Raw genomic sequence first — 24,576 nt, forward strand, 5'->3', positions numbered from 1 at the left:
CCGGCCGCCCCCCACCCCCCCCCCCACCCCCCTCCCCCCCCCCCCCCCCCCCCCCCCCCCCCCCATCCCCCCCCCCCCCCCCCCCCCCCCCCCCCCCCCCCCCCCCCCCCCCCCCCCCCCCCCCCCCCCCCCCCCGACGGTTCAGGACGGGCCGTTGCCCGAGGTGTTCGCGAGGGCGGCGGACAGTTCGCGCGCGACCTCCTGGAGGATCGGGACGATCTTCTCCGTGGCGGCCTCGGTGACCCGGCCGGCCGGGCCGGAGATGGAGATGGCCGCCGCGGTGGGGGAGTCGGGGACGGAGACCGCGAGGCAGCGGACTCCTATCTCCTGCTCGTTGTCGTCGACCGCGTAGCCGCTCTCGCGGACCGCGACGAGCGCGTCGAGGAAGCCGTCCGGGGTCGTGATCGTCTTCTCGGTGGCGGCCGGCATGCCCGTACGGGCGAGCAGCGCGCGCACCTCCTCCGCCGGGGTGTGCGCGAGGAGCGCCTTGCCGACGCCGGTGGAGTGGGGCAGCACGCGGCGGCCGACCTCGGTGAACATGCGCATGGAGTGCTTGGACGGCACCTGCGCCACGTAGACGATCTCGTCGCCGTCGAGCAGCGCCATGTTGGCCGTCTCGCCGGTCTCCTCGACGAGCCGCGCGAGGTAGGGGCGCGCCCAGGTGCCGAGGAGGCGCGCGGAGGACTCGCCGAGCCGGATGAGGCGGGGGCCGAGCGCGTACCGCCGGTTGGGCTGCTGGCGCACGTAGCCGCAGGCCACCAGGGTGCGCATCAGGCGGTGGATGGTGGGGAGGGGCAGTCCGCTGCTGGCGGAGAGCTCGCTCAGCCCCACCTCGCCCCCTGCGTCGGCCATCCGCTCCAGGAGGTCGAAGGCACGCTCAAGGGACTGGACGCCACCGCTCGCGGCGGAGGGCTTGGCGGCGTCGGTGGTGCTGGCGCTGGACGTCGGCACGTCAACGGTCCTTTCGAGGCAGGCGGGCAAGGCAGCAGCCTACCGGGCCACCGGCCGGGGCACATGGTCCCGGTGCCGGCGTACGCGCCGGTCAGGGGGTGTTTGTCCGGTGTCGCCGAGGGCCCGGAGGGGTCCGGGTCCGCCCCGCCTGTGCGGAGCTACGTTCTACTATACGGAATTTCATTTCCACTTTGTGGAAACCTCCAAGGCGGGTTCACCAAGGGCCGATGCTGGAAGTGTGCCCTTGACGACATGTCGTCCGGAAGTGAAGACTCCTTCAACAGTTCGTTGAATTTCTCGCCGAAGTGCTTGAAGAAGGGGTACGGGTGGACGTCAACCTGGTCCTGCGCTCGACACGCGTCATCACCCCCGAGGGGACGCGCCCGGCGTCGATCGCCGTCTCCGGAGGGACGATCGCGGCCGTGCTGCCGTACGACGCCGAGGTGCCCGCCGGCGCCCGGCTCGAGGACGTCGGAGACGACGTCGTCCTGCCCGGACTCGTCGACACCCACGTGCACGTGAACGACCCCGGCCGCACCGAGTGGGAGGGCTTCTGGACCGCCACCCGCGCGGCCGCCGCCGGCGGCATCACCACCCTGCTCGACATGCCGCTGAACTCGCTGCCCCCCACCACCACCGTCGAGAACCTCCGCGTCAAGCAGGAGGTCGCCCGCCGCAAGGCCCACATCGACGTCGGCTTCTGGGGCGGCGCGCTCCCCGACAACGTCAAGGACCTGCGCCCCCTCCACGACGCCGGGGTCTACGGCTTCAAGTGCTTCCTCTCGCCCTCCGGCGTCGACGAGTTCCCCTCCCTCGACCAGGAGCAGCTCGCGACCTCGCTCGCCGAGATCTCCGGCTTCGACGGCCTGATGATCGTGCACGCCGAGGACCCGCACCACCTCGCCGCCGCCCCCCAGCGCCCCGGCGGCGCGTACGCCGACTTCCTCGCCTCGCGCCCCCGCGACGCCGAGAACACCGCCATCGAGAACCTGGTCGCCCAGGCCCGCCGCCTGAACGCCCGCGTGCACGTCCTGCACCTCTCCTCCTCCGACGCGCTGCCGCTCATCGCCGCCGCCAAGGCCGAGGGCGTCAAGATCACCGTCGAGTCCTGCCCGCACTTCCTCACCCTCACGGCCGAGGAGATCCCGGACGGCGCCACCGAGTTCAAGTGCTGTCCGCCCATCCGCGAGGCGTCGAACCAGGACGCCCTCTGGGCGGGCCTCGCCGACGGCACGATCGACTGCATCGTCTCCGACCACTCCCCGTCCACCGCGGACCTCAAGACCCCCGACTTCGCCTCGGCCTGGGGCGGCATCTCCTCCCTCCAGCTCGGCCTGCCCGCCATCTGGACCGAGGCCCGCCGCCGCGGCCACACCCTGGAGGACGTCGTCCGCTGGATGTCCGCGGGCCCGGCCCGGCTCGCCGGACTCACCCGCAAGGGCGCCATCGAGGCCGGCCGCGACGCCGACTTCGCCGTCCTCGCCCCCGACGCCACCTTCACCGTCGACCCGGCCGAACTCCAGCACCGCAACAGGATCACCGCCTACGCCGGCAAGACCCTCAGCGGCGTCGTCACCTCCACCTGGCTGCGCGGCGAGCGGATCGCCGACCACGGCACCCTGGCCGAGCCCTCCGGCCGCCTCCTCGAAAGGAACAACTGACCCGTGAGCACCGGCATACCCTCCTTCACCGGCGACGCCAGCCCCTTCGGCGGCGGTGACCCGTACGCCGACTACCGCACCGCCGACTTCCCCTTCACCCAGTACGCCGACCTCGCCGACCGGCGCCTCGGCGCCGGTGTCGTCGCCGCCAACGACGAGTTCTTCGCCGAGCGCGAGAACCTGCTCAAGCCCGAACCCGCCGAGTTCGACCCCGAGCACTTCGGCCACAAGGGCAAGATCATGGACGGCTGGGAGACCCGCCGCCGCCGCGGCGTCTCCGCCCAGCAGCCCCACCCCACCGAGGACGACCACGACTGGGCCCTCGTCCGCCTCGGTGCCCCCGGCGTCGTCCGCGGCATCGTCCTCGACACCGCCCACTTCCGCGGCAACTACCCGCAGGCCGTCTCCGTCGAGGCCGCCTCCGTCGCCGGCTCCCCCTCGCCCGAGGAACTCCTCACCGACGACGTCAAGTGGACGACCCTCGTCCCGCGCACCGCCGTCGGCGGCCACGCCGCCAACGGCTTCGCCGTCGACGTCGAGCAGCGCTTCACCCACCTCCGCGTCAACCAGCACCCCGACGGCGGCATCGCCCGCCTCCGGGTGTACGGCGAAGTCGCCCCCGACCCGCAGTGGCTCGGCGTGCTCGGCACCTTCGACCTCGCGGCCCTGGAGAACGGCGGCCAGGTCGAGGACGCCTCCGACCGCTTCTACTCGCCCGCCACCAACACCATCCAGCCGGGCCGCTCCCGCAAGATGGACGACGGCTGGGAGACCCGCCGCCGCCGCGACAAGGGCAACGACTGGATCCGCTACCAGCTCGTCGCCGAATCCGAGATCCGCGCCGTCGAGATCGACACCGCCTACCTCAAGGGCAACAGCGCCGGCTGGGCCGCGCTCTCCGTCGCCGCCGAAGGCTCCGAGGACTGGACCGAGATCCTCCCCCGGACCCGCCTCCAGCCCGACACCAACCACCGCTTCGTCCTGGACGCCCCCGCCGTCGGCTCCCGCGTACGGATCGACATCTACCCGGACGGCGGCATCTCCCGCCTCCGTCTCTTCGGCTCCCTCACCGAGACCGGCGCCGCACGCCTGACGGCCCGCCACCAGGAGCTGGGCGGCTGAGAAGCCCCCACCCCTTTTTCGAGGCTCGGTTCGCCTCCGGGCGCCTGGTGCCGGACTCACGGCCCCGGCCGTGCTCGCCTTCCTCGTTCCTCGGGAGGCTGCGCGCGGTCGGGGCCGTTCCTCCGGCGGCGCCCTTCGGCTCACTCGCCTGGGGGGTGTCAGGCCGCGTGGCCGCCGTCTACGGAGAACTCGGCGCCGGTGACGTAGGTGCCGCCGGGGCCGGCGAGGAAGGCGACCATGGCGGCGACCTCGGACGGGGTGCCGAAGCGGCCGAGGGCGGTGAGGGCGGTCTGGCCGGGGGCGAAGGGGCCGTCGGCGGGGTTCATGTCGGTGTCGACGGGGCCGGGGTGGACGAGGTTGGCGGTGATGCCACGGGCGCCGAGCTCGCGGGCGAGCGCCTTGGTGAGGCCGACGAGGGCGGCCTTGCTGGTCGTGTAGAGGGTTCCGCCGGGGCCGGGCACGCGCTGGGTCATGCAGGTGCCGATCGTGATGATCCGGCCGCCCTCGGGGAGGCGTGCGGCGGCGGCCTGGGAGGCGAGGAAGGCCGCGCGGACGTTGACGGCGAGGACGCGGTCGACGTCGGCGAGGGTGAGGGACTCCAGGGGGCCGAGGACGCCGACGCCGACGTTGTTCACCAGGACGTCGAGCCGGCCGAGGGCGTCCGCCGCCCAGTCGACCGCGCCGGCCGCGTCGCCGGCGTCGGCGGCGTCGGCGCGGAGGGGGAGGGCCTTGCGGCCGGCGGCCTCGATGCGGGCGGCGACGTCCCGGGCGCGGGCCTCGTCCCGGACGTAGGTGAAGGCGACGTCGGCGCCCTCCTCGGCGAGGCGGACGGCCGTGGCGGCGCCGATGCCGCGGCTGCCGCCCGTGACCAGGACCGCGGTGCCGCTCATGGTGGACATCCCGAAACCTCCGTGGGTCGTGACAAGTGGTTGCGGGTTCAATGAAAGTCGGCGGAGTGGACGGGCGCTGGCGGGAATCGGACCCCGACCCGGCCACCGATGAGTTCCGTCGGGCGGTGGAGTCGAAGGAGGTGAGACACGATGGTCCGGAGAACAGAAAGGGCACCCGCCATGGCCACCCTCAGCCTGACCCAGTTCCTCACCCTCGACGGTGTCGTCCAGGCGCCCGGAGGGCCGGAGGAGGACCGCAGCGGCGGCTTCGAGCACGGCGGCTGGTCCGTGCCGTACGGCGACGAGGACTTCGGGCGGCGCGTCACCGAGATCTTCGCCCGGCCGACCGCGTTCCTGCTCGGCCGCCGTACGTACGACATCTTCTCGGGGTACTGGCCCCGGCACGATGACCCCGCGGACCCGGTCGCCTCGAAGCTCAACCGGCTTCCCAAGTACGTCGCCACGACCACGCTCGCCGCCGCGGAGTGGCAGGGCACGACCCTGCTCCGCGGCGACGTGGTGAAGGAGGTGGCCGCCCTCAAGGAGAGCGTCGAGGGCGAGATCCAGATGCACGGCAGCGCCACCCTCGCCAGGACGCTCCTCGACCACGACCTGATCGACACCCTCCACCTGCACGTCTTCCCGGTGGTCCTGGGCACCGGGCGCCGTCTCTTCTCCGACGGGGTCCGGCCCACCGCGTTCCGTCTCGTCGACGCGCGCGCCACGGGCTCGGGCGTCGCCCTCCACACGTACGAGCTGGCGGGCAGGCCCGCGTACGGCAGCTACTGAGCGCGGCGGCCGAGGGAAAGGTGTAGCCGCCAACGGCCCGGCCGGGTACGGTGATCGCTCCACGTGGGAGCCGCCGAAGTCTCCACCCCGTCCGAAGAGTGGGAGAAGCGGCCGCCATGTCGTCCATCGCCGCACCCGTGACCCTCGGCGCCCCGCGCCGGGCCTGGCTCACCGACCTGCCCGTCCTGCTCGTCGCCGTCGTGTGGGGCGCCAGCTATCTGGCCGCCAAGGGCATCACCACCACGCACACCGTCGTCGCGGTCCTCGTCCTGCGCTTCGCCGTGGTCCTGCCGGTCCTGGTGGCCGCCGGATGGAGCAGGCTCCGTGCCCTGACCGCGGCCCAGTGGCGCGGCGCCGGGGCCCTCGGGCTGATCCTGAGCGGGATCTTCCTGCTGGAGACGTACGGCGTCGTGCACACCTCCGCCACCAACGCGGGCCTGATCATCAGCCTCACCATGATCTTCACCCCGCTCGCGGAGGCCGCGGTGAACCGGGTCAGGCCCCCGCGCGCGTTCCTCGCCGCCGCCGGGCTCTCCGTCGCCGGTGTCGTCCTGCTGACCCAGGGCGGCGGTTTCACCGCCCCGTCGACCGGCGACCTGCTGATGCTGCTCGCGGCCGTCGCCCGGACGGCGCACGTGCTGGCCATGTCGCGGATCAAGGCGGTGCGCTCGGCGGACTCGCTCTCGCTCACCACCGTCCAGCTCGGCTCCGCCGTGGCCGTGTTCGCCGTCCTGGCGGCCTTCCCCGGCACCGGCGCCTCGCCGTGGGCCGTCGCCCTGGACTTCGGGCCGCGCGAGTGGGCCGGCCTGCTCTTCCTCTCCGTCTTCTGCACGCTCTTCGCGTTCTTCGTGCAGATGTGGGCGGTCCGCCGCACCTCGCCCTCCCGCGTCAGCCTGCTCCTCGGCACCGAGCCGCTCTGGGCGGCCGCCGCGGGCATCGCCGTCGCCGGCGACCGCCCCGGCGTCCTCGGCCTCTTGGGCGCCGTCCTCGTCCTGGCCGGCACCGGCTGGGGCCGGCGCGCCGCCGACGGGGAGCCGGCCTGACTCACGTCCGGGGGACCCGGTCCGACACGATCATGAGGACCAGGCCGAGGACCGCGATCACGATGTTGGCGAACACCTCCCGGCCCTCCAGGAACCACACGTGGTCGGTCAGGAACCGCGTGAGGCCCATCAGCTTGAACCAGCCGTCCGTGAGTTCCCTGACCACCCCGCAGACGCCGAACACCGTGAGCAGGAATCCGCCGACCTCAAGAAATCTCTTCATGCGGTGATCATGGCCGGGGCGGCCGCCGGGCCGCGTCCGCCCGCGGTCCACGGCACCCGCTACCGAAGTATCGACCCGTGCGACTTCGGTAGCGGCCCGCCCTCTCATGCCCGGCGGGCGTCCCCCGGCTGCGTACATTGCCCCTATGACTCGTACGGACCGGCAGCGCTGGCTGCTCCCCTCCCACCTGGTCGAACCGGGCGGGACCGGGGCGCCGAGGCCCCGCCGAACGGCCCGCGACTGGGTCGTGGACACCGCGCTCTTCCTGCTCGCGGCCTTCGTCGGCCTCCTGGCCGCCGACGCCAGCGCGCAGTACACCAGCGAGGCGGTCACCCTCGCCGACCAGCTCGCCGGCGCCGCCGCCTGCTGCGCCCTCTGGACGCGCCGGCGGTGGCCCGTCGGGCTCGCCGTCGCCCTCGCCCTGGTGAACGTGGCGGCCCCGGTCGCGGCCGGGGCGCTGCTCGCGAGCCTGTTCAGCGTCGCCGTACGCCGTCCCCTCCGCGAGGTCGCGTGGATCGTCGGGTTCGCCGTGGCCACCTCGGCCGTGCAGGTCTTCGTCCGTCCCGACCCCACCACCAACGCCTGGCTGAACGTCGCCATCGGCTCGATCCTCATCCTCCTGGTCACCGCCTGGGGCATGCTCGTCCGCTCCCGGCGCCTGCTCGTCGAGGCCCTGAGGGAACGCGCCCGCCGCGCCGAGGCCGAGGCGGAGCTGCGGGCCGCCCAGGCGCAGCGGCTGGCCCGCGAGGCCATCGCCCGCGAGATGCACGACGTCCTCGCCCACCGGCTGACCCTGCTCAGCGTGCACGCCGGGGCCCTGGAGTTCCGGCCCGACGCCCCGCCCGAGCAGGTCGCCCGCGCCGCCGGCGTCATCCGCGACAGCGCGCACGAGGCGCTGCAGGACCTCCGCGAGATCATCGGCGTCCTGCGCACCCCCGGTGAGAGCGGCGACGGGGACCGGCCCCAGCCCACGCTCGCCACCCTCGACGCGCTCGTCGCCGAATCCCGCGAGGCGGGGGCCGACGTCGTCCTCGACACCACCGTCGACGACCCCTCCACCGTGCCCGCCGCCACCGGCCGGACCGTCTACCGCATCGCGCAGGAGGGCCTCACCAACGCCCGCAAGCACGCGCCGGGAACCGTGGTCACGGTCACCGTCCGCGGCCGGCCGGGCGAGGGCCTCACCGTCGACGTCCACAACCCCGCCCCCGCCGGGCCGGTCCCGCACGTCCCCGGCTCCGGCCAGGGACTGATCGGCCTCACCGAACGCGCCACCCTCGCCGGCGGCCGGATGGACCACGGCCCGGCCCCCGACGGCGGGTTCGCCCTGCACGCCTGGCTACCGTGGCCCCCATGACCATCCGGCTGCTCATCGTCGACGACGACCCCCTGGTCCGCGGGGGCCTCACCCTGATGCTCGGCGGCGCCGACGGAGTGGAGATCGTCGGTGAGGGCTCCGACGGCGCCGACGTCCCCGAGCTCGTCGCCCGACTCGCCCCGCACGTCGTCCTCATGGACATCCGCATGCCCCGGGTCGACGGCCTGACCGCCACCGAACGGCTCCGGGCCCGCCCGGACGCCCCCGAGGTCATCGTCCTCACCACCTTCCACGCCGACGAACAGGTGGTGCGCGCGCTGCGGGCCGGCGCCGCCGGGTTCGTCCTCAAGGACACCCCGCCGGCCGAGATCCTCGCCGCCGTCCGCCGTGTCGCCGCCGGGGAGCCCGTGCTCTCGCCGGCCGTGACCCGCCAGCTGATGACCCGCGTCGCCGCCGACCGGCCGGAGCGGTCCCGGAGCGCCGCCGCCGCAGGCCGCCTCGGCCGGCTCGCCGAGCGCGAACGGGAGGTGGCCGTCGCCGTCGGCCGCGGCCGCTCCAACGCCGAGATCGCCGCCGAGCTCTACATGAGCGTTCCGACGGTCAAGGCGCACGTCTCCCGCGTCCTCGCCAAACTCGACCTCGACAACCGCGTCCAGATCGCGCTCCTGGTCCACGACGCGGGCCTGCTGGACGAGGCCGACGACGCCTAGTCGGATAGTCTGCACCGATGTCCGTCATCGAACTGGGGGAGTACGGTGCGGACTTCACCGCGAACCCGTATCCCTACTACGCGAAGTTCCGCGAGGCCGGTCCCGTGCACGAGGTGCGGATGCCGGACGGCTTCCGGTTCTGGCTCGTCGTCGGCCACGAGGAGGGACGCGCCGCGCTCGCCGACCCGCGCCTGGCCAAGTCCCCGTCCGTCATCGGTGTGAAGCCGCCCGAGGAGGACATCGTCGGCGTCCACCTCCTCGCGGCGGACGCCCCCGACCACACCCGGCTGCGCCGCCTGGTCACGGCCGAGTTCACCGGCCGCCGGGTGGAGGGCCTGCGGCCCCGGATCGAGCGGCTCACCCACGACCTGGCCGACGCGATGGAGCCGGCGGGCCGCGCCGACCTCGTCGACGCCTACGCCTTCCCGCTGCCGATCACCGTCATCTGCGAACTCCTCGGCGTTCCCGCCGCGGACCGCGACACCTTCCGCCGCTGGTCGAACGAGCTGGTCGTGCCCACCGGCGAACAGGGCATCCAGGAGGCCCTGGAGGGCTTCGCCGGCTATCTGGACTCGCTCATCGAGGACAAGCGGGCCGCCGGCCCCGCCGACGACCTGCTCTCCGGCCTGATCACCGCCCGCGCCGAGGACGGCGACCGGCTCTCCGGACCCGAACTGCGCGCGATGGCCTATCTGTTGCTCATCGCGGGCCACGAGACCACCGTCAACCTGATCTCCAACACCGTCCGCAACCTGCTCACCCACCCCGAGCAGCTCGCCGCCCTGCGGGCCGACCCCGGGCTCCTCGACGGGGCGATCGAGGAGTCCCTGCGGTACGACGGCCCGGTGGAGACCGGCACCTTCCGCTTCACCCGGGAGGAGGTCGTCCTCGGCGGCCGGGTCGTCCCCGCCCACGAGAGCGTCCTCGTGGGCATCGGCGCGCTCGACCGCGACCCCGCGCGCTTCGCCGACCCCGACCGCTTCGACATCCGCCGGGACACCCGCGGCCACCTCGCCTTCGGCCACGGCATCCACTACTGCCTCGGCGCCCCGCTGGCCCGCCTGGAGGGCCGGATCGCGCTCCGGACCCTGCTCGACCGCTTCCCCCGGCTGGAGCTCGACCCCGAGGGGGAGCCCTGGGAATGGCTGCCCGGCCTCCTCCTGCGCGGCGTACGGAGCCTGCCCGTCCGGTGGTGAACGGCCGGCCGGCCCCCGCGGCGCGGGCCGGAGGCCCCGCCCGGGGGGCGCCCGGCCCGGCGCGGCTCAGGCGGTGTCCACCCGCACCGGACGCCGCTCCCGGCGGGAGAGCTCGCAGGCCTCGGCGATCCGGAGGGCCGCCAGGGCTTCCCGGCCGTCGCAGGGGTTGGCCGCCTCGCCGCGCACCAGCCGTACGAAGGCGTCGAGTTCGGCCTCGTACGCGGGGCCGAACCGCTCCAGGAAACCCGGCCAGGGCTTGCCCGGCGCGGCCGGCCCGTGCGGCTCCACGGAGGTGAGCGGGGCGCGCTCGTCGAGCCCCACCACGATCTGGTCCCGCTCGCCCGCCAGCTCCATGCGCACGTCGTACCCGGCGCCGTTGCACCGCGTCCCGGTCACCGTCACCGGCGTGCCGTCGTCCAGGGTGAGCAGGGCGGCGGCCGTGTCCACGTCGCCCGCCGCGCGGAACATCGCCGGGCCCGCGTCCGAGCCCGTCGCGTACACCTCGACGACCTCCCGGCCGGTCACCCAGCGGACGATGTCGAAGTCGTGGACCAGGCAGTCCCGGAAGAGCCCGCCGGAGAGCGGCAGGTACGCGGCGGGCGGCGGCGCCGGGTCGGAGGTCACGGCCCGCACGGTGTGCAGCCGGCCCAGCCGCCCCGACCGCACCGCCTCGCGCGCCGCCCCGTACCCCGCGTCGAAGCGGCGCATGAACCCCAGCTGCAGCTGGGTGCCCGCCGCGGCGACCGCCGCGAGCGCCCGCGCCGTCCCCGGCACGTCCAGGGCGATCGGCTTCTCGCAGAAGGCCGGCAGCCCCGCCCGGGCCGCCCGTGTGATGAGATCCGCGTGCGCGGCCGTCGCCGAGGCGATGACCACGGCGTCCAGGGGACGGCCGAGCAGGGCCTCCACGTCCGGGGCCGCCTCGGCGCCCAGGGCCCCCGCGACACCGGCCGCCCGCGAGGCGTCCGCGTCGGCCACGACCAGCGCCCCGACCCCCGGATGGCGGGCCAGCACACCCGCGTGGAAGCTCCCGATCCGTCCCGTACCGATGAGTCCGATGCGCATGGCCCCACCGTGGGGGCGCCCGTCCCCCCTGTCAAGGATTTGTCAGGACATCCGGACGTCACGACCTCCCGTCATGTGCTTCCTGTCACCCGCACCCCGGGGCTACGCTCCCCCCGTGTCCAAGCAGTCCGGATCCCCCCTGCCCCTGCTCTCCGTGGACCGCAGCAGCCCGGTCCCGCTCTACTTCCAGCTCGCCCGGCAGCTGGAGGGCGCCGTGGAGAACGGGACGCTGGCGCCGGGCACCCTCCTCGGCAACGAGATCGACCTCGCAACCCGCCTCGGCCTGTCGCGCCCCACCGTCCGCCAGGCCATCCAGACCCTCGTCGACAAGGGCCTCCTGGTCCGCCGCCGCGGCGTCGGCACCCAGGTCCTGCACAGCAGGGTCCGGCGCCCGCTGGAGCTCAGCAGCCTCTACGACGACCTCGACGCCGCGGGACGGAGCCCCGCCACCCGGGTCCTCGTCGACCGCACCGAACCCGCGCCCGCCCCGGTCGCCGCCGCCCTCGGCCTCCCCCCGGGCAGCGAGGTCCGCTACCTGGAGCGGCTCCGCACCGCCCACGGCGAACCCATGGCGTACCTGCGCAACCACCTCCCCGCCGGGCTCGTCGCCGCCGACACCGCGCTCCTGGAGACCACCGGCCTCTACCGCACGCTCCGCTCCGCCGCCGTGACCCTGCACAGCGCCCGGCAGTCGATCGGCGCCCGCGCCGCGACCGCCGGGGAGGCCGCGCTCCTCGACGAGCCGGAGGGCGCCCCGCTGCTCACGATGGAGCGCACCACCTTCGACGACACCGGCCGCGCCGTCGAGTACGGCTCCCACCTCTACCGGGCCGCCCGGTACGCCTTCGAGTTCCAGCTGATGGTCCGTCCGTAGTCCCGAGGAGGCCCCCTGACGAGCGCCGCGATCCGCATGACCGATACTGCAATGCACGCAGAAGGACACAAAGAAGGGCACGGCCTCGTGACCAGGCTTCGGACCGGAGGGGTACGCGCCGTCGTCGGCGCCGTGCTCGCGCTCACACTCACAGGGGCGCTCGCGGGGTGCAGCAGCACCGGCGGAAAGCGGGCGGAGGACGCCCGCAAGGCGGCCGCGGCCCAGGGCCGGGCGGCCGTCGACACCCCCCGCTGGACCTTCGCCATGGTGACCCACTCCGGCGACGGCGACACCTTCTGGGACATCGTCCAGAACGGCGCCAAGCAGGCCGCCGTCAAGGACAACATCAACTTCCTGTACGCCCACAGCGACGAGGGCAAGGAACAGGCGCAGCTGATCGACTCGTACGTCACCAAGGGCGTCGACGGCCTCATCGTGACCCTCGCCAAGCCCGACGCGGTCAAGGCCGCCGTCGAGAAGGCCGTCAAGGCCGGCATCCCGGTGATCACCGTGAACTCGGGCGCCGACCAGTCGGCGGCCTACGGCGCCCTCACCCACATCGGCCAGGACGAGACCGTCGCCGGCGAGGCCGTCGGCGAGGAGCTCGACCGGCGCGGGAAGAAGAAGGCCCTCTGCGTCCTGCACGAGCAGGGCAACGTCGGCCACGAGCAGCGCTGCGGCGGTGCGAAGAAGACCTTCGGCGGCGAACTCGTGAACCTCTACGTCGACGGCACCAACATGCCCGACGTCAAGGCGTCCATCGAGGCCAAGCTCCAGTCGGACAAGGGCATCGACGCCGTCGTCACCCTCGGCGCCCCCTTCGCCGACGCCGCCGTCCAGGCCGCGAAGAGCGCCGGAAGCACCGCCGAGGTCGACACCTTCGACCTGAACGCCAAGGTGGCGGGCGCCCTGAAGGCCGGCACCCTCGGCTTCGCCGTCGACCAGCAGCCCTACCTCCAGGGGTACGAGGCCGTCGACCTGCTCTGGCTCTACCGCTACAACGCCGACGTCCTCGGCGGCGGCAAGCCCGTCCTCACCGGACCCCAGATCATCACGAAGGACGACGCCGCCGCGCTCGTCGGCTACGCGGAGCGGGGCACCCGATGAGCTCCACCGCCCCGCCGTCGGACGGCGTCGACCACGTCGACGAGCGGCTCCTGCGCACCACCCCGCTGAAGAAGCTGCTCGCCCGCCCCGAGCTCGGCTCGGTCGTCGGCGCGATCGCCGTCTTCCTGTTCTTCTCGGTCGTCGCCGACAGCTTCCTGCGCGCCTCCAGCATGGGCACCGTCCTCTACGCGGCGTCCACCATCGGCATCATGGCGGTCCCCGTCGCGCTGCTGATGATCGGCGGCGAGTTCGACCTCTCCGCCGGCGTGATGGTGACGAGCTCGGCGCTGATCTCGTCGATGTTCAGCTACCAGATGACCGCCAACGTCTGGGTCGGCGTCGGCGTCTCGCTGCTCGCCACGCTGGCGATCGGCCTCTTCAACGGCGTCATGCTGACCCGCACCAAGCTGCCCAGCTTCATCATCACGCTGGGCACCTTCCTCATGCTGACCGGTCTGAACCTCGGCCTCACCAAGCTGATCAGCGGCACCGTCTCCACCAAGACCATCGCCGACATGGAGGGCTTCCCCTCCGCCCGGAAGCTCTTCGCCTCGCAGCTGACCGTCGGCGGCGTCGAGTTCAAGGTCACCATCCTGTGGTGGTTCGGCCTCGTCGCCCTCGCCACCTGGATCCTGCTCCGCACCCGCTTCGGCAACTGGATCTTCGCGGTCGGCGGCGGCGCCGACGCGGCCCGCGCGGTCGGCGTCCCCGTCTACCGGACGAAGATCGGCCTCTACATGGGCGTGGCCTTCTGCGCCTGGATCTCCGGCCAGCACCTGCTGTTCTCCTTCGACGTCGTCCAGTCCGGCGAAGGCGTCGGCAACGAGCTGATCTACATCATCGCGGCCGTCATCGGCGGCTGCCTGATCACCGGCGGCTACGGCTCCGCCATCGGCTCGGCGGTCGGCGCCCTCATCTTCGGCATGACCAGCAAGGGCATCGTGTACGCCGAGTGGAACCCCGACTGGTTCAAGTTCTTCCTGGGAGCGATGCTCCTCCTGGCGACCCTGCTGAACGCCTGGATCCGCAAGCGCGTGGAGGCCACCAAGTGACGACCGACGCCACGGCGCCCGCCGCCCCCGACGCCGCCCCGCTCGTCGAGCTGACCGACGTCAGCAAGTACTACGGGAACATCCGCGCCCTCGAAGGGGTCTCCCTGGAGGTCCGCGCGGGCGAGATCACCTGCGTCCTCGGCGACAACGGCGCCGGCAAGTCCACCCTCATCAAGATCGTCGCGGGTCTCCACCGGCACGACGCCGGGACCTTCCGCGTCGAGGGGGAGGAGGTCGCCCTCGCCAACCCCCGCGACGCCCTCGACCGCGGCATCGCCACCGTCTACCAGGACCTGGCCGTGGTCCCGCTGATGCCCGTCTGGCGGAACTTCTTCCTCGGCTCCGAGCCCACCAGGGGCTCCGGCCCCCTCAGGCGGCTCGACGTCGGCCTGATGCGGAGCACCACCCGCGAGGCGCTGCTCCGGATGGGCATCGACCTGCGCGACGTGGACCAGCCCATCGGCACCCTCTCCGGCGGCGAGCGCCAGTGCGTGGCCATCGCCCGCGCCGTCCACTTCGGCGCCAAGGTCCTCGTCCTCGACGAGCCGACCGCCGCGCTCGGCGTCAAGCAGTCGGGCGTCGTCCTGAAGTACGTCGCCGCCGCACGTGACCAGGGCCTCGGCGTGGTCCTCATCACGCACAACCCGCACCACGCCTACCTCGTCGGCGACCGCTTCGTCCTCCTGAAGCGCGGCGTCATGGCCGGCAGCCACACCAAGGCGTCCGTGACGCTCGACGAGTTGACCCGGCAGATGGCGGGCGGCACCGAGCTGGAGGACCTCCGCCACGAACTGGAGCGGCCGTCCGCGATGTGACCGCCGCCGCGGCCGACCTCACGGCCCGCTCACTCCCCAGCTGGCAGAATCGGAGCCGATGAGTACCTACCGCGACCTCACCCACCGGGGCTCGGCCCGGGGCACCGTCCTGCGGACCGTCGGGACCCGGGAGCGGCGCTCCCACCTGACGGCCCCCCGGGTGCCGACCGTCGGCATCGACATCGGCGGTACGAAGGTGATGGCCGGTGTCGTCGACGCCGACGGCAACATCCTGGAGAAGCTCCGCACGGAGACCCCGGACAAGTCCAAGAGCCCCAAGGTCGTCGAGGACACCATCGTCGAACTGGTCCTGGACCTCTCCGACCGGCACGACGTGCACGCCGTCGGCATCGGCGCGGCCGGCTGGGTCGACGCCGACCGCGCCCGGGTGCTCTTCGCCCCGCACCTCTCCTGGCGCAACGAACCCCTCCGCGACGCGCTCCAGGGCCGCCTCGCGGTCCCCGTCATGGTCGACAACGACGCCAACACCGCCGCCTGGGCCGAGTGGCGCTTCGGCGCCGGACGCGGCGAGGACCACCTCGTCATGATCACCCTCGGCACCGGCATCGGCGGCGCGATCCTGGAGGACGGCCAGGTCAAGCGCGGCAAGTACGGCGTCGCCGGCGAGTTCGGCCACATGCAGGTCGTCCCCGGCGGACACCGCTGCCCCTGCGGCAACCGGGGCTGCTGGGAGCAGTACAGCTCCGGCAACGCGCTGGTCCGCGAGGCCCGCGAGCTCGCCGCCGCCGACTCCCCGGTGGCGTACGGGATCATCGAACGGGTCAAGGGCAACGTCCCCGAGATCAGCGGGCCGCTCATCACCGAGCTCGCCCGCGAGGGCGACGCCATGTGCGTCGAGCTGCTCCAGGACATCGGCCAGTGGCTCGGCGTCGGCATCGCGAACCTGGCCGCCGCCCTCGACCCCTCCTGCTTCGTCATCGGCGGAGGCGTCTCCGCCGCCGACGACCTCCTGATCGGCCCCGCCCGGGACGCCTTCCGCCGCCACCTCACCGGTCGCGGCTACCGCCCCGAGGCCCGTATCACCCGCGCCCAGCTCGGCCCCGAGGCGGGCATGGTCGGTGCCGCCGACCTCGCCCGGCTCGTCGCCCGCCGCTTCCGCCGCGCCAACCGGCGCCGCGTCGAGCGGTACGAACGGTACGAGCGCTACGCCCAGGTCCTGCGCAACGGGACCACGGGCCGGGCCGCCCGTACCCCCGAGGACCCGCCTTCATGACCGTGCCCCACCAGTCCACCCCGCCGCGCGACCCCCGGGCCAAGCTGCCCGAGGACCGGCGGCACATGATCCGCCGCCGCTGGCTGACCGCCGTCACCATCGTGCTGCTCGTCGGCATCCCGGCCGGCTACCTGGTCATCTCCGCCGGCCAGAGCCGCGACAGCGGCCGCGACAAGGAGCGCGAGTCCTCGGCCGCCGGTCTCCAGGCCAACTGGCCCTCGCTCATGAAGCGCCGGGTCTTCGAGGTGCCGATCCCCGCCGGCGCCTGGGACGTCGCCTACTACGAGACCAGCAACTGGAAGACCAGCCGGCTCTACGTCCAGTTCACGACGACCGCCACCGGCCTCGACCTCTTCCTCGCCGAGTCCGGCACCAGCCGCGCGGCCCTCACCTCGGGCCGCATCACCGTCGGCGACCGGGACGCCGACATCGCCGGCTGGACCTTCGGCGACGGCGCGACCGACGGCACCACCGCCGGCACGACCGGCGGGACCACCTGGGCGGGCACCTCCGTCGCCCGCGAGGAGCCCCGCCCCGACACCGACATCACCGTCGACCTCACCGACCCGGCCTTCCCCCGGGTCTACGCGGTCTCCGCCACCAGCCCCTGACCTCCGCCGGCCCGCTCAGAGGCCGGTGACCTTGGCGCTCGCCGACAGCTCGTACACCAGCGTGACCGTACGGCCGCCGCCGGGCGGGAGGTCCACCTCCCAGCGGGCGATGCCGTCGGCGTCGACCGCGTCCGGCGGCGGGGAGCAGGCGTCCTTGTGGAGGCGCACCTCGACCGCCGAGACCTCGGAGACCGGGATCCGCTCGCGGAGCACCACCGTGCGCCCGCCGTCCTCCCCGGGCGCGGAGAAGCGCGACACGTGCAGCCGGACCGTGCGGGTGACCACCGTGCGCTGGGTCAGGCCCACGGAGTCGCGGGACTCCTCGGCGAGCCGGACCACCCGGTAGTCGTCGCGGCTGCCGAAGGCCAGCTCGGCGGCGGCGCCGACGGCCGTGAAGTCCAGCGTGCCGCGCCCGGTGAAGCCGCTGCCCCGGACCAGGTCGACGGGCCCGGCGAGCAGCACGTGGCCGGACAGGTTGTCGAACCGGACCACCTGGGTGACCAGCGGGGACAGCTCCGGCGAGCAGGCGTACTCACCGCGGGCGGGCGCGGTGAACGAGGACAGCGGCACCCGGTGGGCACGCCCGTCCGCGGGCACGGAGACCGGCGCGGGGGCGTGCAGGACGCGGGCCTCGCCGCCGTCGTCGACCCCCGGCAGACCGAGCACGGGGGCGGGCCCGAGGGACTCGACGTCCTCCTCGCGCAGCTCCACGTCGACGGTGCGGCGCTCGGCCGCCGAGCGGTCCTTCAGCGTCAGCCGGTCCTCGGTGAGCCGCGGCGGGTCGGTGGCCCGCGCGGAGCGGGCCGTCGAGAGCGTCAGCCGGACGTCCGACCAGTCCTCTCCGGTGCGCTGCCAGACCATCGCGTCGGTCTCCACGGTGAGGGAGTCGCCGTCGAGCACGGCCCGGTAGGCGGGCCGCCACAGGGCGCAGGGAGTGACGTGGGTCAGGCGCAGGCCCACCGGCCCGGCCGCCGCCGTCTCCACGGTCAGCTCGACCTGGCCCACCAGCTCGGCGGGCTCCTCCTCCGACCGGAACAGGGCCCGCTGGGACTCCAGGAGCTCGGTCTCCAGCGCGGCCTGCCGGGCCTCCACGGCGCGCAGCCGTTCGGCGTACGTGTCGCGCTCGCCGTCCACGCGGTCGAGCTCGCGGGTCCAGCGCGGCCGCTCGCTCTCGCCGTATCCGGTGCCCTCGCCGATCTCCCGCATCAGGTCGCCGGCGAGCCGGCCGAGCAGTCCGAGCCGGGCCCGCAGCCGTTCGGTCTGCCGGCCGAGGTCGGCCTCCTCCTCTTCCAGGGCGTGCACCCGCAGGCGCAGGGCGGAGTCGTCGACGGGGGAGGGGCGCGGGCCGCGCGGGGTCCAGGCGCGGACGATCCGCACGTCGAGGACGGTCGCGGCGTGCTCGGCGGTCAGCTCGGCGTGGAGCGTCCGGTCGACGGCGAGCGCGCCGACCGGGCCGAGACGCAGCCGGGTGACGCCGGCCGGCAGGTCGAGGACGGTGGTCCGCTCGACGAGGGCGCGGTCCTCCAGGCAGGTCACGGCGGTGACGGGGAGGGCGATCGGCTCGGGTGTCGTGGTCATGGCGGTGTCAGCTCCTGCGGTTGCCGCCGACCAGGGCCTTGCCGGTCGGGATGCGGATCTCGTAGCCGCCGTCGAGGGCGGTGGTGGCGCCGGCGGGCAGGTCGAGCCGCCAGACCCGGGTGCCCGGCGCGAGGCGGTCGGGGCCCGAGCCCTCCTCGGGCGTCGTCCAGTCCGCCCGCTCCTCGATGCGGACGTCGGGCTCCGAGCTGACCGGCACCCGCTCGTGGACCTCGACCGTGACGGGGCGCGCGAGCCGGTTGGCCAGCTCCACGTGGACGCGGTGGTCGAGCACGGTGGTGTGGTTGCGCATGCCGGCGGTCGACTCGTTCAGATGCGTGCGGCGGGTGACGCGGATGCCCTCGGCGGGCCCGAGTCCCATCCGGCGGACCCCGCCCGGGGCGAGCGTGGGCAGCGCGGCGGTGAGCAGGAAGTCGTCGTCGACGGTGACCTCCACCGGCCCGGCGAGCAGCGCTTGGTCGGTGGCGTTGGCGAGGACCAGCGTCGCGTACACCGTCGGCTCGACGGACGGCACGCACAGGTACTCGGTGCGCAGCCCCACGGCGATCTCGCCGACCGTCACGGTGTGCCAGGTGCCGTCCGAGGGGACGTCGGCTCGGGCGGCGGCGTCGAAGCGGTGGTCGAAGGAGCCCGCCGACTCGCGGGGGCGGACGGTCCTGCCCGGAAGCGGCTGCTCGGCCACCGCCTCGGCGCGGCGGCGGTACTCGGCCGCCACCACGTCCGAGGGGGCCTCCGGGAACAGCCGGCCGCGGCGGCCGCCCTGCTCGTCGGGGCCGCGCAGCACCAGGGCCGCGTAGTCGAGCTCGGCGCCGCTGGGCTGCGGCGGCCCCGGGGGCGGCGGAGGCGGGGGCGGCGGCGCGGCCGCGGCGGGAGCCGAGGGCACCGGTCCGCCCGGGGGCGCCGCGAACGCCGGGGCGCCGTAGCCGCCGCCGGGTGCCTGCGGCATCGGAGGGGCGGCGCGCCGGGCCCGGGCCGCGGGCGCCGGCGGGGGCACGGGGGGCGGCGCGGCCGCACCCGCCGCGAGGGGCGGCGGCGCGCCCCAGGCGTCGTCGGAGGCGCCGCCCGCGGAGCCGGCGACCGCGCCGCCGGGCCCGTAGGCCGCCGCCGGGCGGGGGCCCGCCGCGTCATATCCGGCGAAGAGGTCCGCGAGCCCGGCCGGGGGCTCGCGCCAGCCGGACGGCGCGGGGGCGGCCTGACGGCGGCCGAGCCGGATCGAACGGAGCCGGGGCAGGTCCGTGCGGCGGCTCAGGTCCGCGGTGGAGAAGGCGATGCGCACCCCCGTCCAGTCCTCGTCGGTCCGCTGGGCGACCGAAGCCCGCATCAACAGCCGTCCACTGCCGTCGCCCTGCTGGTGGGTCAGCCGGTAGGTCGGCACCCAGACGGCGCCGGGCACCCCGTACTCCAGCTCCACGCGCACGTCCGTCGCGGCGTCCCCGACGCCGTCCAGCGTCAGGACCGCGCAGACCTCCGTCCGCACGTGGGCGGCCGGCGCGTCGGTGGAGGCGCGGGCGAGACGCTCGGCGGCGACGGTCACGGCGTGCTCGGCCTCGCGCAGCTCCTCCTCCAGCTCCGCCAGGCGCGCGTGCAGCCCGGTCAGCCGCTCGTCCACGAAGTCGGCGAGTTCCAGCCACGCCTCGACGGGGCTCCGCCGGTGCGGGTCCTCCCGCTTCCGGCCGGGCGCCACCGGGTGCAGCGCCTCGATCTCCTTCACGAGCCCCAGCTGCCGGTCGCGCCGGGCCTCCACCGCCTCGCGCGCGTCCCGCAGCCGTTCCACCTCGCGCCCGAGGCCCTCGGGCGCGCCCGGTGCGACCGGCTCCGCCTCGACCTCCACCCGCGCCTCGGTGACCCGTACGCCCGGCGTGCCGACGACCCGAGCCCGCAGCGACCCGGGGTCCAGCGACCGGGGCAGCCCGGTCACGACCACCCGGCCGCCGGGCGGGACCGTTCCCCCCGCCAGCCGGCGGCAGAGCGCGCCCCGCGCGTACACCACCACCGCGTCCAGAGCCGATTCCCACCGCTCCTCGGACCCACCCGCCATGTGCTCCGCCCCCCTTGGCCTCACGCTGCCCGCAGCCTACGCCGCGGCGCCCCGCGGCGTCGCCCGCTCGACCCCCTGCCCCCGCGGCCGGTACGGATGTGGGAGCGTGGGCGGGTGAGTGAGACACCGACGAACACCCTGCAATACCGCGTCGACGGGCGCGACGACGCCCCGGTCCTGGTCATGGGGCCCTCACTGGGGACGACATGGCACATGTGGGACCGGCAGATACCCGAGCTGACCCGGGAGTGGAGAGTCGTCCGGTTCGACCTGCCCGGGCACGGCGGAGCGCCCGCGCAGCCGTTCACGTCCGTCGCCGAGCTGGGGGACCGGCTGCTCGCCACCCTCGACGAGCTGGGCGTGCAGCGCTTCGGGTACGCGGGGTGTTCGCTGGGCGGGGCCGTCGGACTCGACCTTGCGCTGCGGGCGCCGCACCGGGTGGCGTCGCTGGCGCTGGTCGCCACCTCCCCCCGGTTCGGGACCCCCGACGAGTTCCGGCAGCGCGGGGTGATCGTCCGGGCGAACGGCCTGGAGCCGATGGCCAGGACCGCGCCCGAGCAGTGGTTCACGCCGCTGTTCGCCGGAGCGCAGCCCGCGATCGTCGACTGGGCCGTGCAGATGGTCCGCACGACCGACCCCGCCTGCTACATCTCCGCCTGCGAGGCCCTCGCCGTCTTCGACGTCCGTGAGGCCCTGGGCAGCATCGGCGTCCCGGCGCTCGTCCTCGTCGGCTCGGAGGACCGGGTCACCGGGCCCGCCGAGGCCCGGACCCTGGTCGCCGGCATCGCCGACGCGCGCCTCGCGGTCGTCCCCGGCGCCTCGCACCTGGCCCCCGTCGAGCAGCCCGCCGCCGTCACCGACCTGCTGACCGAGCACTTCGCCGGGGCCGCGCAGGAGTCCAGCGGGACCCTCGCCGTGCCGCCGGTCCCCCCGGTGCCGGTGCCTCCCGCCGATGCCGCGCCGGCGGCGCCGGAGGCCGAGCCCGGCCCGGCCGGACGGCCCGACCCGTACGAGAAGGGGCTCGGGCTGCGCCGCGAGGTCCTCGGCGACGCCCATGTCGACCAGGCGCTCGCGGCGGACCCCGACGGCGCCTTCCAGGAGCTGGTCACCCGGTACGCCTGGGGCGAGGTCTGGGGCCGCGAGGGGCTGGACCGGCGCACCCGCAGCGCCGTCACCCTCACGGCGCTCATCGCCGGGGGGCACCGGGAGGCCCTCGCGGACCACACCCGGGCCGCCCTGCGCAACGGCCTGTCGGCCGAGGAGATCCGCGAGATCGTCCTCCACGCGGGCGTGTACTGCGGCCTGCCGGCGGCCGAGACGGCCCTGCGCGTGGTCACCCGCGTCGTCGAGGAGGAGACCACGCCCCCGGCGTAGCCTGGACGGCGTGAAGCTGACGAAGAAGTCCCACGCGTGCGTACGGCTGGAGAAGGACGGGCGGACGCTCGTCCTCGACCCGGGCATGTTCACCGAGGAGGACGCGGTCCGCGGCGCGGACGCCGTGTTCGTCACCCACGAGCACCCGGACCACTTCGACGAGGGCCGGCTGCGCGCCCTCCTCGAAGCCGACGCGGCCGTCGAGGTCTGGACGCTCCGCAGCGTCGCGGACCGGCTCTCGGCGGCCTTCCCCGGGCGCGTCCACACCGTCGGCCACGGCGACGCCTTCACGGCCGCCGGGTTCGACGTCCAGGTCCACGGAGAGCTGCACGCGGTGATCCACCCGGACATCCCGCGCATCACCAACGTGGGCTTCCTCGTCGACGGCGCCGTCTTCCACCCCGGCGACGCGCTCACCGTCCCCGACCACCCCGTGGACACCCTGCTGCTCCCCGTCATGGCCCCCTGGAACAAGATCTCCGAGGTCATCGACTACGTGCGCGAGGTCAAGCCGCGCCGGGCGTACGACATCCACGACGCGCTGCTCACCGACCTCGCCCGGCCCCTCTACGACCGCCAGATCGGCGCGCTCGGCGGCACCGACCACCTCCGTCTGGTCCCGGGCGGCTCCGCCGACGTCTGATCGTGCGGGCCGGGGGCGTCCCGGGCGGCGCACCGGCCGGCTGTCACACCCCGCCAGTAGGCTTGCGGGCATGCGCATCGCCACCTGGAACGTCAATTCGATCACCGCCCGGCTGCCCCGGCTCCTGGCCTGGCTGGAGAGCACCGGCACGGACGTGCTGTGCATCCAGGAGACCAAGTGCACCGCCGAGCAGTTCCCCACCGAGGAGCTCCGCGCCCTGGGGTACGAGTCGGCGGTCAACGCCACCGGACGGTGGAACGGCGTGGCCCTGGTCTCCCGGGTCGGCCTCGCCGACGTCGTCACCGGCCTGCCCGGCGGCCCGGAGTACGAGGGGGCCGAGGAGCCGCGGGCGATCTCCGCGACCTGCGGCCCGGTCCGCGTCTGGTCGGTCTACGTGCCGAACGGCCGCGAGGTCGCCCACGACCACTACGCGTACAAGCTCCGCTGGCTGGAGGCGCTCAAGGCCGCCGTCGCGGACGACGCGGCGGGCGGGCGCCCCTTCGCCGTCCTCGGGGACTACAACATCGCCCCGACCGACGACGACGTCTGGGACCGGTCGCTCTTCGAGGGCGCCACGCACGTGACGGAGCCGGAGCGGGCCGCGCTGGCCGGTCTGCGCGAGACCGGACTGACCGACGTCGTCCCGCGCCCCCTGAAGTACGACCACCCCTACACGTACTGGGACTACCGCCAGCTCTGCTTCCCGAAGAACAAGGGCATGCGCATCGACCTGGTCTACGGCAACAAGCCCTTCGCCGAGGCGGTCTCGGACAGCTACGTGGACCGCGAGGAGCGCAAGGGCAAGGGCGCGTCCGACCACGCCCCGGTCGTCGTCGACCTCGACGTCTGACGGCCGCCCCGCCCGGCGGCGGAGATCGTTTCCGCGCGCCGGGTGGTCGAGCGGGAGGTGACGGTGCGAGGCTGTTCGGATGAACATTCCGTTTCTGGACAACTGGCGCAAGCGACATGAGGCCGAGCCGGTCGACTCCCCCCTGGCCGCGGCGTTCGACCGCGACCCGGAGGGAGTGGCCGAGCTGCTCTCCGAGTGCGAGCTGCTGCGTACCCGTGTCGGAACGGCCGGGGTGGTGCTCGACGACACCCCACGCTCCCTCCAGGAGCTCGACCAGCTCCCGCCGCGCTGGCGGAACGATCCGGAGGAGCTCCCCTGGATCGGCAACGACGCCGGGCTCTACCTCGGCACCGTCATCGTCCGGAACGTCCCGGGCGCGCGATGGCAGGTGTGGCCGGGCGGGGGACCGGTGGTGCGCCTCGCCTCCGGCCGGGAGATCCAGGTCGTCGAGGCCGGGCTCGACTGGGCGATGACGGGCTCGCCGGAGCTCTCCCAGGTGTACGCCGAGGCCGCCGAGTACTGACGCGGGAGCCGGCTCGCACCACCCCTTTGCAGTAAATACGGCTTATCTCGGTTTCATGCGTGTCGAACCCGAAGCCCCTTCGTCTCGTGGAACGTTTGCGCTGACCGCGACACCGCCGAGAAGGGGGCAGGGCAGCGCATGGCCGTCGCCGATCCGCTGATCGAACTGCGTGGCGTCAACAAGCACTACGGCGCGCTGCACGTCCTCCACTCCATCGACCTCACCGTCGGACGCGGCGAGGTCGTCGTCGTGATCGGCCCCTCGGGATCGGGCAAGTCCACCCTCTGCCGGGCGATGAACCGGCTGGAGAGCGTCGAGTCGGGCGAGATCGTCATCGGCGGCCGGCCGCTGCCCGAGGAGGGCAAGGCCCTCGCGCGGCTGCGCGCCGAGGTGGGCATGGTCTTCCAGTCGTTCAACCTCTTCGCGCACAAGTCGGTCCTGGCCAACGTCTCCCTCGCGCAGATCAAGGTCCGCAGGCGCGGCAGGGAGGAGGCCGACCGCCGTTCGCGCGCGCTCCTCGACCGCGTCGGTCTCGCCGGGCACGCCGACAAGTACCCGGCGCAGCTCTCCGGCGGTCAGCAGCAGCGCGTGGCGATCGCCCGCGCGCTGGCGATGGACCCGAAGGTGATGCTCTTCGACGAGCCGACCTCGGCGCTCGACCCCGAGATGATCAACGAGGTCCTGGAGGTCATGCAGCAGCTGGCCCGGGACGGCATGACGATGGTCGTCGTCACCCACGAGATGGGCTTCGCCCGCTCCGCCGCCGACCGCGTCGTCTTCATGGCCGACGGGAAGATCGTCGAGGACCGCACCCCGGAGGAGTTCTTCACCTCCCCGCGCAGCGACCGCGCCAAGGACTTCCTCGCCAAGATCCTCAAGCACTGACCGGGGAGG

General features: G+C 74.2%; 24 protein-coding genes. 18 read left to right on the forward strand and 6 right to left on the reverse strand.

The features are described from left to right. Positions 1-141 precede the first annotated feature (141 nt). Positions 142-951, reverse strand: coding sequence for an IclR family transcriptional regulator (locus ACZ60W_RS02570; RefSeq protein WP_469753496.1), 810 nt, complete (start codon positions 949-951; stop codon positions 142-144). 326 nt (positions 952-1,277) lie between these two features. Between ACZ60W_RS02570 and allB the strand changes: the two genes are divergently transcribed. Together allB and alc are read left to right on the forward strand one after the other, a co-directional pair. Beyond that, on the forward strand, positions 1,278-2,612 hold the full coding sequence (gene allB, locus ACZ60W_RS02575) for an allantoinase AllB (RefSeq protein WP_469753497.1): 1,335 nt from the start codon (positions 1,278-1,280) through the stop codon (positions 2,610-2,612). 3 nt (positions 2,613-2,615) lie between these two features. Beyond that, entirely contained in the window at positions 2,616-3,734 is a 1,119-nt protein-coding gene (gene alc / locus ACZ60W_RS02580; protein ID WP_469753498.1) for an allantoicase, read from the forward strand. A gap of 158 nt (positions 3,735-3,892) precedes the next feature. On the opposite strand, the gene ACZ60W_RS02585 is transcribed toward alc, so the two are convergent. Further along, positions 3,893-4,633, reverse strand: coding sequence for an SDR family NAD(P)-dependent oxidoreductase (locus tag ACZ60W_RS02585; RefSeq protein WP_469753499.1), 741 nt, complete (start codon positions 4,631-4,633; stop codon positions 3,893-3,895). A 171-nt stretch (positions 4,634-4,804) separates the two neighbouring features. On the opposite strand from ACZ60W_RS02585, the gene ACZ60W_RS02590 reads away from it, so the two are divergent. Beyond that, on the forward strand, positions 4,805-5,413 hold the full coding sequence (locus tag ACZ60W_RS02590) for a dihydrofolate reductase family protein (protein ID WP_469753500.1): 609 nt from the start codon (positions 4,805-4,807) through the stop codon (positions 5,411-5,413). 116 nt (positions 5,414-5,529) lie between these two features. After that, positions 5,530-6,456, forward strand: a complete 927-nt coding sequence (locus ACZ60W_RS02595; protein ID WP_469753501.1) for a DMT family transporter — start codon at positions 5,530-5,532, stop codon at positions 6,454-6,456. 1 nt (position 6,457) lies between these two features. Here ACZ60W_RS02595 and ACZ60W_RS02600 read toward each other — a convergent pair whose 3' ends face one another. Then, entirely contained in the window at positions 6,458-6,679 is a 222-nt protein-coding gene (locus ACZ60W_RS02600; RefSeq protein ID WP_469753502.1) for a hypothetical protein, read from the reverse strand. A 145-nt stretch (positions 6,680-6,824) separates the two neighbouring features. Here ACZ60W_RS02600 and ACZ60W_RS02605 point away from each other — a divergent pair, with 145 nt between their 5' ends. From ACZ60W_RS02605 to ACZ60W_RS02615, 3 genes are read left to right on the forward strand one after another with little or no spacing between them, the layout of a single operon-like run. Then, positions 6,825-8,036, forward strand: coding sequence for a sensor histidine kinase (locus ACZ60W_RS02605; RefSeq protein WP_469753503.1), 1,212 nt, complete (start codon positions 6,825-6,827; stop codon positions 8,034-8,036). After that, complete coding sequence (locus ACZ60W_RS02610; RefSeq protein WP_469753504.1) at positions 8,033-8,707, forward strand: response regulator; 675 nt, start codon at positions 8,033-8,035, stop codon at positions 8,705-8,707. Before ACZ60W_RS02605 ends, ACZ60W_RS02610 begins: the two co-directional genes overlap by 4 nt. A 17-nt stretch (positions 8,708-8,724) precedes the next feature. Beyond that, positions 8,725-9,903, forward strand: a complete 1,179-nt coding sequence (locus ACZ60W_RS02615) for a cytochrome P450 family protein (RefSeq protein WP_469753505.1) — start codon at positions 8,725-8,727, stop codon at positions 9,901-9,903. A gap of 66 nt (positions 9,904-9,969) precedes the next feature. Here ACZ60W_RS02615 and ACZ60W_RS02620 read toward each other — a convergent pair whose 3' ends face one another. Next, the gene (locus ACZ60W_RS02620) at positions 9,970-10,965 is read right to left on the reverse strand and encodes a Gfo/Idh/MocA family protein (protein WP_469753506.1); all 996 of its coding nucleotides are present in this window, start codon (positions 10,963-10,965) and stop codon (positions 9,970-9,972) included. Between the two features lie 115 nt (positions 10,966-11,080). Here ACZ60W_RS02620 and ACZ60W_RS02625 point away from each other — a divergent pair, with 115 nt between their 5' ends. The 6 genes from ACZ60W_RS02625 (at position 11,081) to ACZ60W_RS02650 (ending at position 16,658) form a co-directional block, all read left to right on the forward strand. Next, the gene (locus ACZ60W_RS02625) at positions 11,081-11,839 is read left to right on the forward strand and encodes a GntR family transcriptional regulator (protein WP_469753507.1); all 759 of its coding nucleotides are present in this window, start codon (positions 11,081-11,083) and stop codon (positions 11,837-11,839) included. Positions 11,840-11,926: 87 nt separating this feature from the next. Then, positions 11,927-12,946 (forward strand): sugar ABC transporter substrate-binding protein, encoded by a 1,020-nt coding sequence (locus ACZ60W_RS02630; protein ID WP_469753508.1) that lies wholly within the window; start codon positions 11,927-11,929, stop codon positions 12,944-12,946. After that, complete coding sequence (locus tag ACZ60W_RS02635; protein WP_469753509.1) at positions 12,943-13,998, forward strand: ABC transporter permease; 1,056 nt, start codon at positions 12,943-12,945, stop codon at positions 13,996-13,998. Before ACZ60W_RS02630 ends, ACZ60W_RS02635 begins: the two co-directional genes overlap by 4 nt. After that, positions 13,995-14,813 (forward strand): ATP-binding cassette domain-containing protein, encoded by an 819-nt coding sequence (locus ACZ60W_RS02640; protein ID WP_469753510.1) that lies wholly within the window; start codon positions 13,995-13,997, stop codon positions 14,811-14,813. Before ACZ60W_RS02635 ends, ACZ60W_RS02640 begins: the two co-directional genes overlap by 4 nt. 58 nt (positions 14,814-14,871) lie before the next feature. Beyond that, the gene (locus ACZ60W_RS02645) at positions 14,872-16,047 is read left to right on the forward strand and encodes an ROK family glucokinase (protein ID WP_469753511.1); all 1,176 of its coding nucleotides are present in this window, start codon (positions 14,872-14,874) and stop codon (positions 16,045-16,047) included. Further along, positions 16,044-16,658, forward strand: coding sequence for a hypothetical protein (locus ACZ60W_RS02650; protein WP_469753512.1), 615 nt, complete (start codon positions 16,044-16,046; stop codon positions 16,656-16,658). The genes ACZ60W_RS02645 and ACZ60W_RS02650 overlap by 4 nt, the downstream gene beginning before the upstream one ends. A 15-nt stretch (positions 16,659-16,673) precedes the next feature. On the opposite strand, the gene ACZ60W_RS02655 is transcribed toward ACZ60W_RS02650, so the two are convergent. Beyond that, on the reverse strand, positions 16,674-18,236 hold the full coding sequence (locus ACZ60W_RS02655) for a mucoidy inhibitor MuiA family protein (RefSeq protein ID WP_469753513.1): 1,563 nt from the start codon (positions 18,234-18,236) through the stop codon (positions 16,674-16,676). Positions 18,237-18,243: 7 nt separating this feature from the next. Next, positions 18,244-20,292, reverse strand: coding sequence for a DUF4139 domain-containing protein (locus ACZ60W_RS02660; protein ID WP_469753514.1), 2,049 nt, complete (start codon positions 20,290-20,292; stop codon positions 18,244-18,246). Between the two features lie 114 nt (positions 20,293-20,406). On the opposite strand from ACZ60W_RS02660, the gene pcaDC reads away from it, so the two are divergent. The 5 genes from pcaDC (at position 20,407) to ACZ60W_RS02685 (ending at position 24,567) form a co-directional block, all read left to right on the forward strand. Further along, on the forward strand, positions 20,407-21,666 hold the full coding sequence (gene pcaDC / locus ACZ60W_RS02665) for a bifunctional 3-oxoadipate enol-lactonase/4-carboxymuconolactone decarboxylase PcaDC (RefSeq protein ID WP_469753515.1): 1,260 nt from the start codon (positions 20,407-20,409) through the stop codon (positions 21,664-21,666). A gap of 10 nt (positions 21,667-21,676) precedes the next feature. Beyond that, the gene (locus tag ACZ60W_RS02670; RefSeq protein WP_469753516.1) at positions 21,677-22,309 is read left to right on the forward strand and encodes an MBL fold metallo-hydrolase; all 633 of its coding nucleotides are present in this window, start codon (positions 21,677-21,679) and stop codon (positions 22,307-22,309) included. A 70-nt stretch (positions 22,310-22,379) separates the two neighbouring features. Continuing rightward, positions 22,380-23,159 carry an exodeoxyribonuclease III gene (locus tag ACZ60W_RS02675; protein ID WP_469753517.1) on the forward strand — a complete coding sequence of 260 codons (780 nt, stop codon included), beginning with the start codon at positions 22,380-22,382 and terminating at the stop codon, positions 23,157-23,159. A 79-nt stretch (positions 23,160-23,238) separates the two neighbouring features. Then, a complete protein-coding gene (locus ACZ60W_RS02680) occupies positions 23,239-23,682 on the forward strand; it encodes a DUF6278 family protein (protein WP_469753518.1) in 444 nt (147 codons plus the stop codon). A gap of 138 nt (positions 23,683-23,820) precedes the next feature. Further along, positions 23,821-24,567 carry an amino acid ABC transporter ATP-binding protein gene (locus ACZ60W_RS02685; protein ID WP_469753519.1) on the forward strand — a complete coding sequence of 249 codons (747 nt, stop codon included), beginning with the start codon at positions 23,821-23,823 and terminating at the stop codon, positions 24,565-24,567. The last annotated feature ends 9 nt before the right edge of the window (positions 24,568-24,576 follow it).

It is taken from the genome of Streptomyces sp. NPDC104202 (genome assembly GCF_055584185.1).

Bases quoted from the DNA above. Each gene is read 5' to 3' on its own strand.
- ACZ60W_RS02680 (WP_469753518.1), top strand. From the start codon at position 23,239: ATGAACATTCCGTTTCTGGACAACTGGCGCAAGCGACATGAGGCCGAG.
- ACZ60W_RS02620 (WP_469753506.1), bottom strand. From the start codon at position 10,965: ATGCGCATCGGACTCATCGGTACGGGACGGATCGGGAGCTTCCACGCG.
- ACZ60W_RS02635 (WP_469753509.1), top strand. From the start codon at position 12,943: ATGAGCTCCACCGCCCCGCCGTCGGACGGCGTCGACCACGTCGACGAG.
- ACZ60W_RS02600 (WP_469753502.1), bottom strand. From the start codon at position 6,679: ATGAAGAGATTTCTTGAGGTCGGCGGATTCCTGCTCACGGTGTTCGGC.
- ACZ60W_RS02655 (WP_469753513.1), bottom strand. From the start codon at position 18,236: ATGACCACGACACCCGAGCCGATCGCCCTCCCCGTCACCGCCGTGACC.
- ACZ60W_RS02585 (WP_469753499.1), bottom strand. From the start codon at position 4,633: ATGTCCACCATGAGCGGCACCGCGGTCCTGGTCACGGGCGGCAGCCGC.
- ACZ60W_RS02610 (WP_469753504.1), top strand. From the start codon at position 8,033: ATGACCATCCGGCTGCTCATCGTCGACGACGACCCCCTGGTCCGCGGG.
- ACZ60W_RS02645 (WP_469753511.1), top strand. From the start codon at position 14,872: ATGAGTACCTACCGCGACCTCACCCACCGGGGCTCGGCCCGGGGCACC.
- ACZ60W_RS02590 (WP_469753500.1), top strand. From the start codon at position 4,805: ATGGCCACCCTCAGCCTGACCCAGTTCCTCACCCTCGACGGTGTCGTC.
- ACZ60W_RS02685 (WP_469753519.1), top strand. From the start codon at position 23,821: ATGGCCGTCGCCGATCCGCTGATCGAACTGCGTGGCGTCAACAAGCAC.
- ACZ60W_RS02650 (WP_469753512.1), top strand. From the start codon at position 16,044: ATGACCGTGCCCCACCAGTCCACCCCGCCGCGCGACCCCCGGGCCAAG.
- ACZ60W_RS02605 (WP_469753503.1), top strand. From the start codon at position 6,825: ATGACTCGTACGGACCGGCAGCGCTGGCTGCTCCCCTCCCACCTGGTC.
- ACZ60W_RS02595 (WP_469753501.1), top strand. From the start codon at position 5,530: ATGTCGTCCATCGCCGCACCCGTGACCCTCGGCGCCCCGCGCCGGGCC.
- ACZ60W_RS02675 (WP_469753517.1), top strand. From the start codon at position 22,380: ATGCGCATCGCCACCTGGAACGTCAATTCGATCACCGCCCGGCTGCCC.
- ACZ60W_RS02660 (WP_469753514.1), bottom strand. From the start codon at position 20,292: ATGGCGGGTGGGTCCGAGGAGCGGTGGGAATCGGCTCTGGACGCGGTG.
- ACZ60W_RS02615 (WP_469753505.1), top strand. From the start codon at position 8,725: ATGTCCGTCATCGAACTGGGGGAGTACGGTGCGGACTTCACCGCGAAC.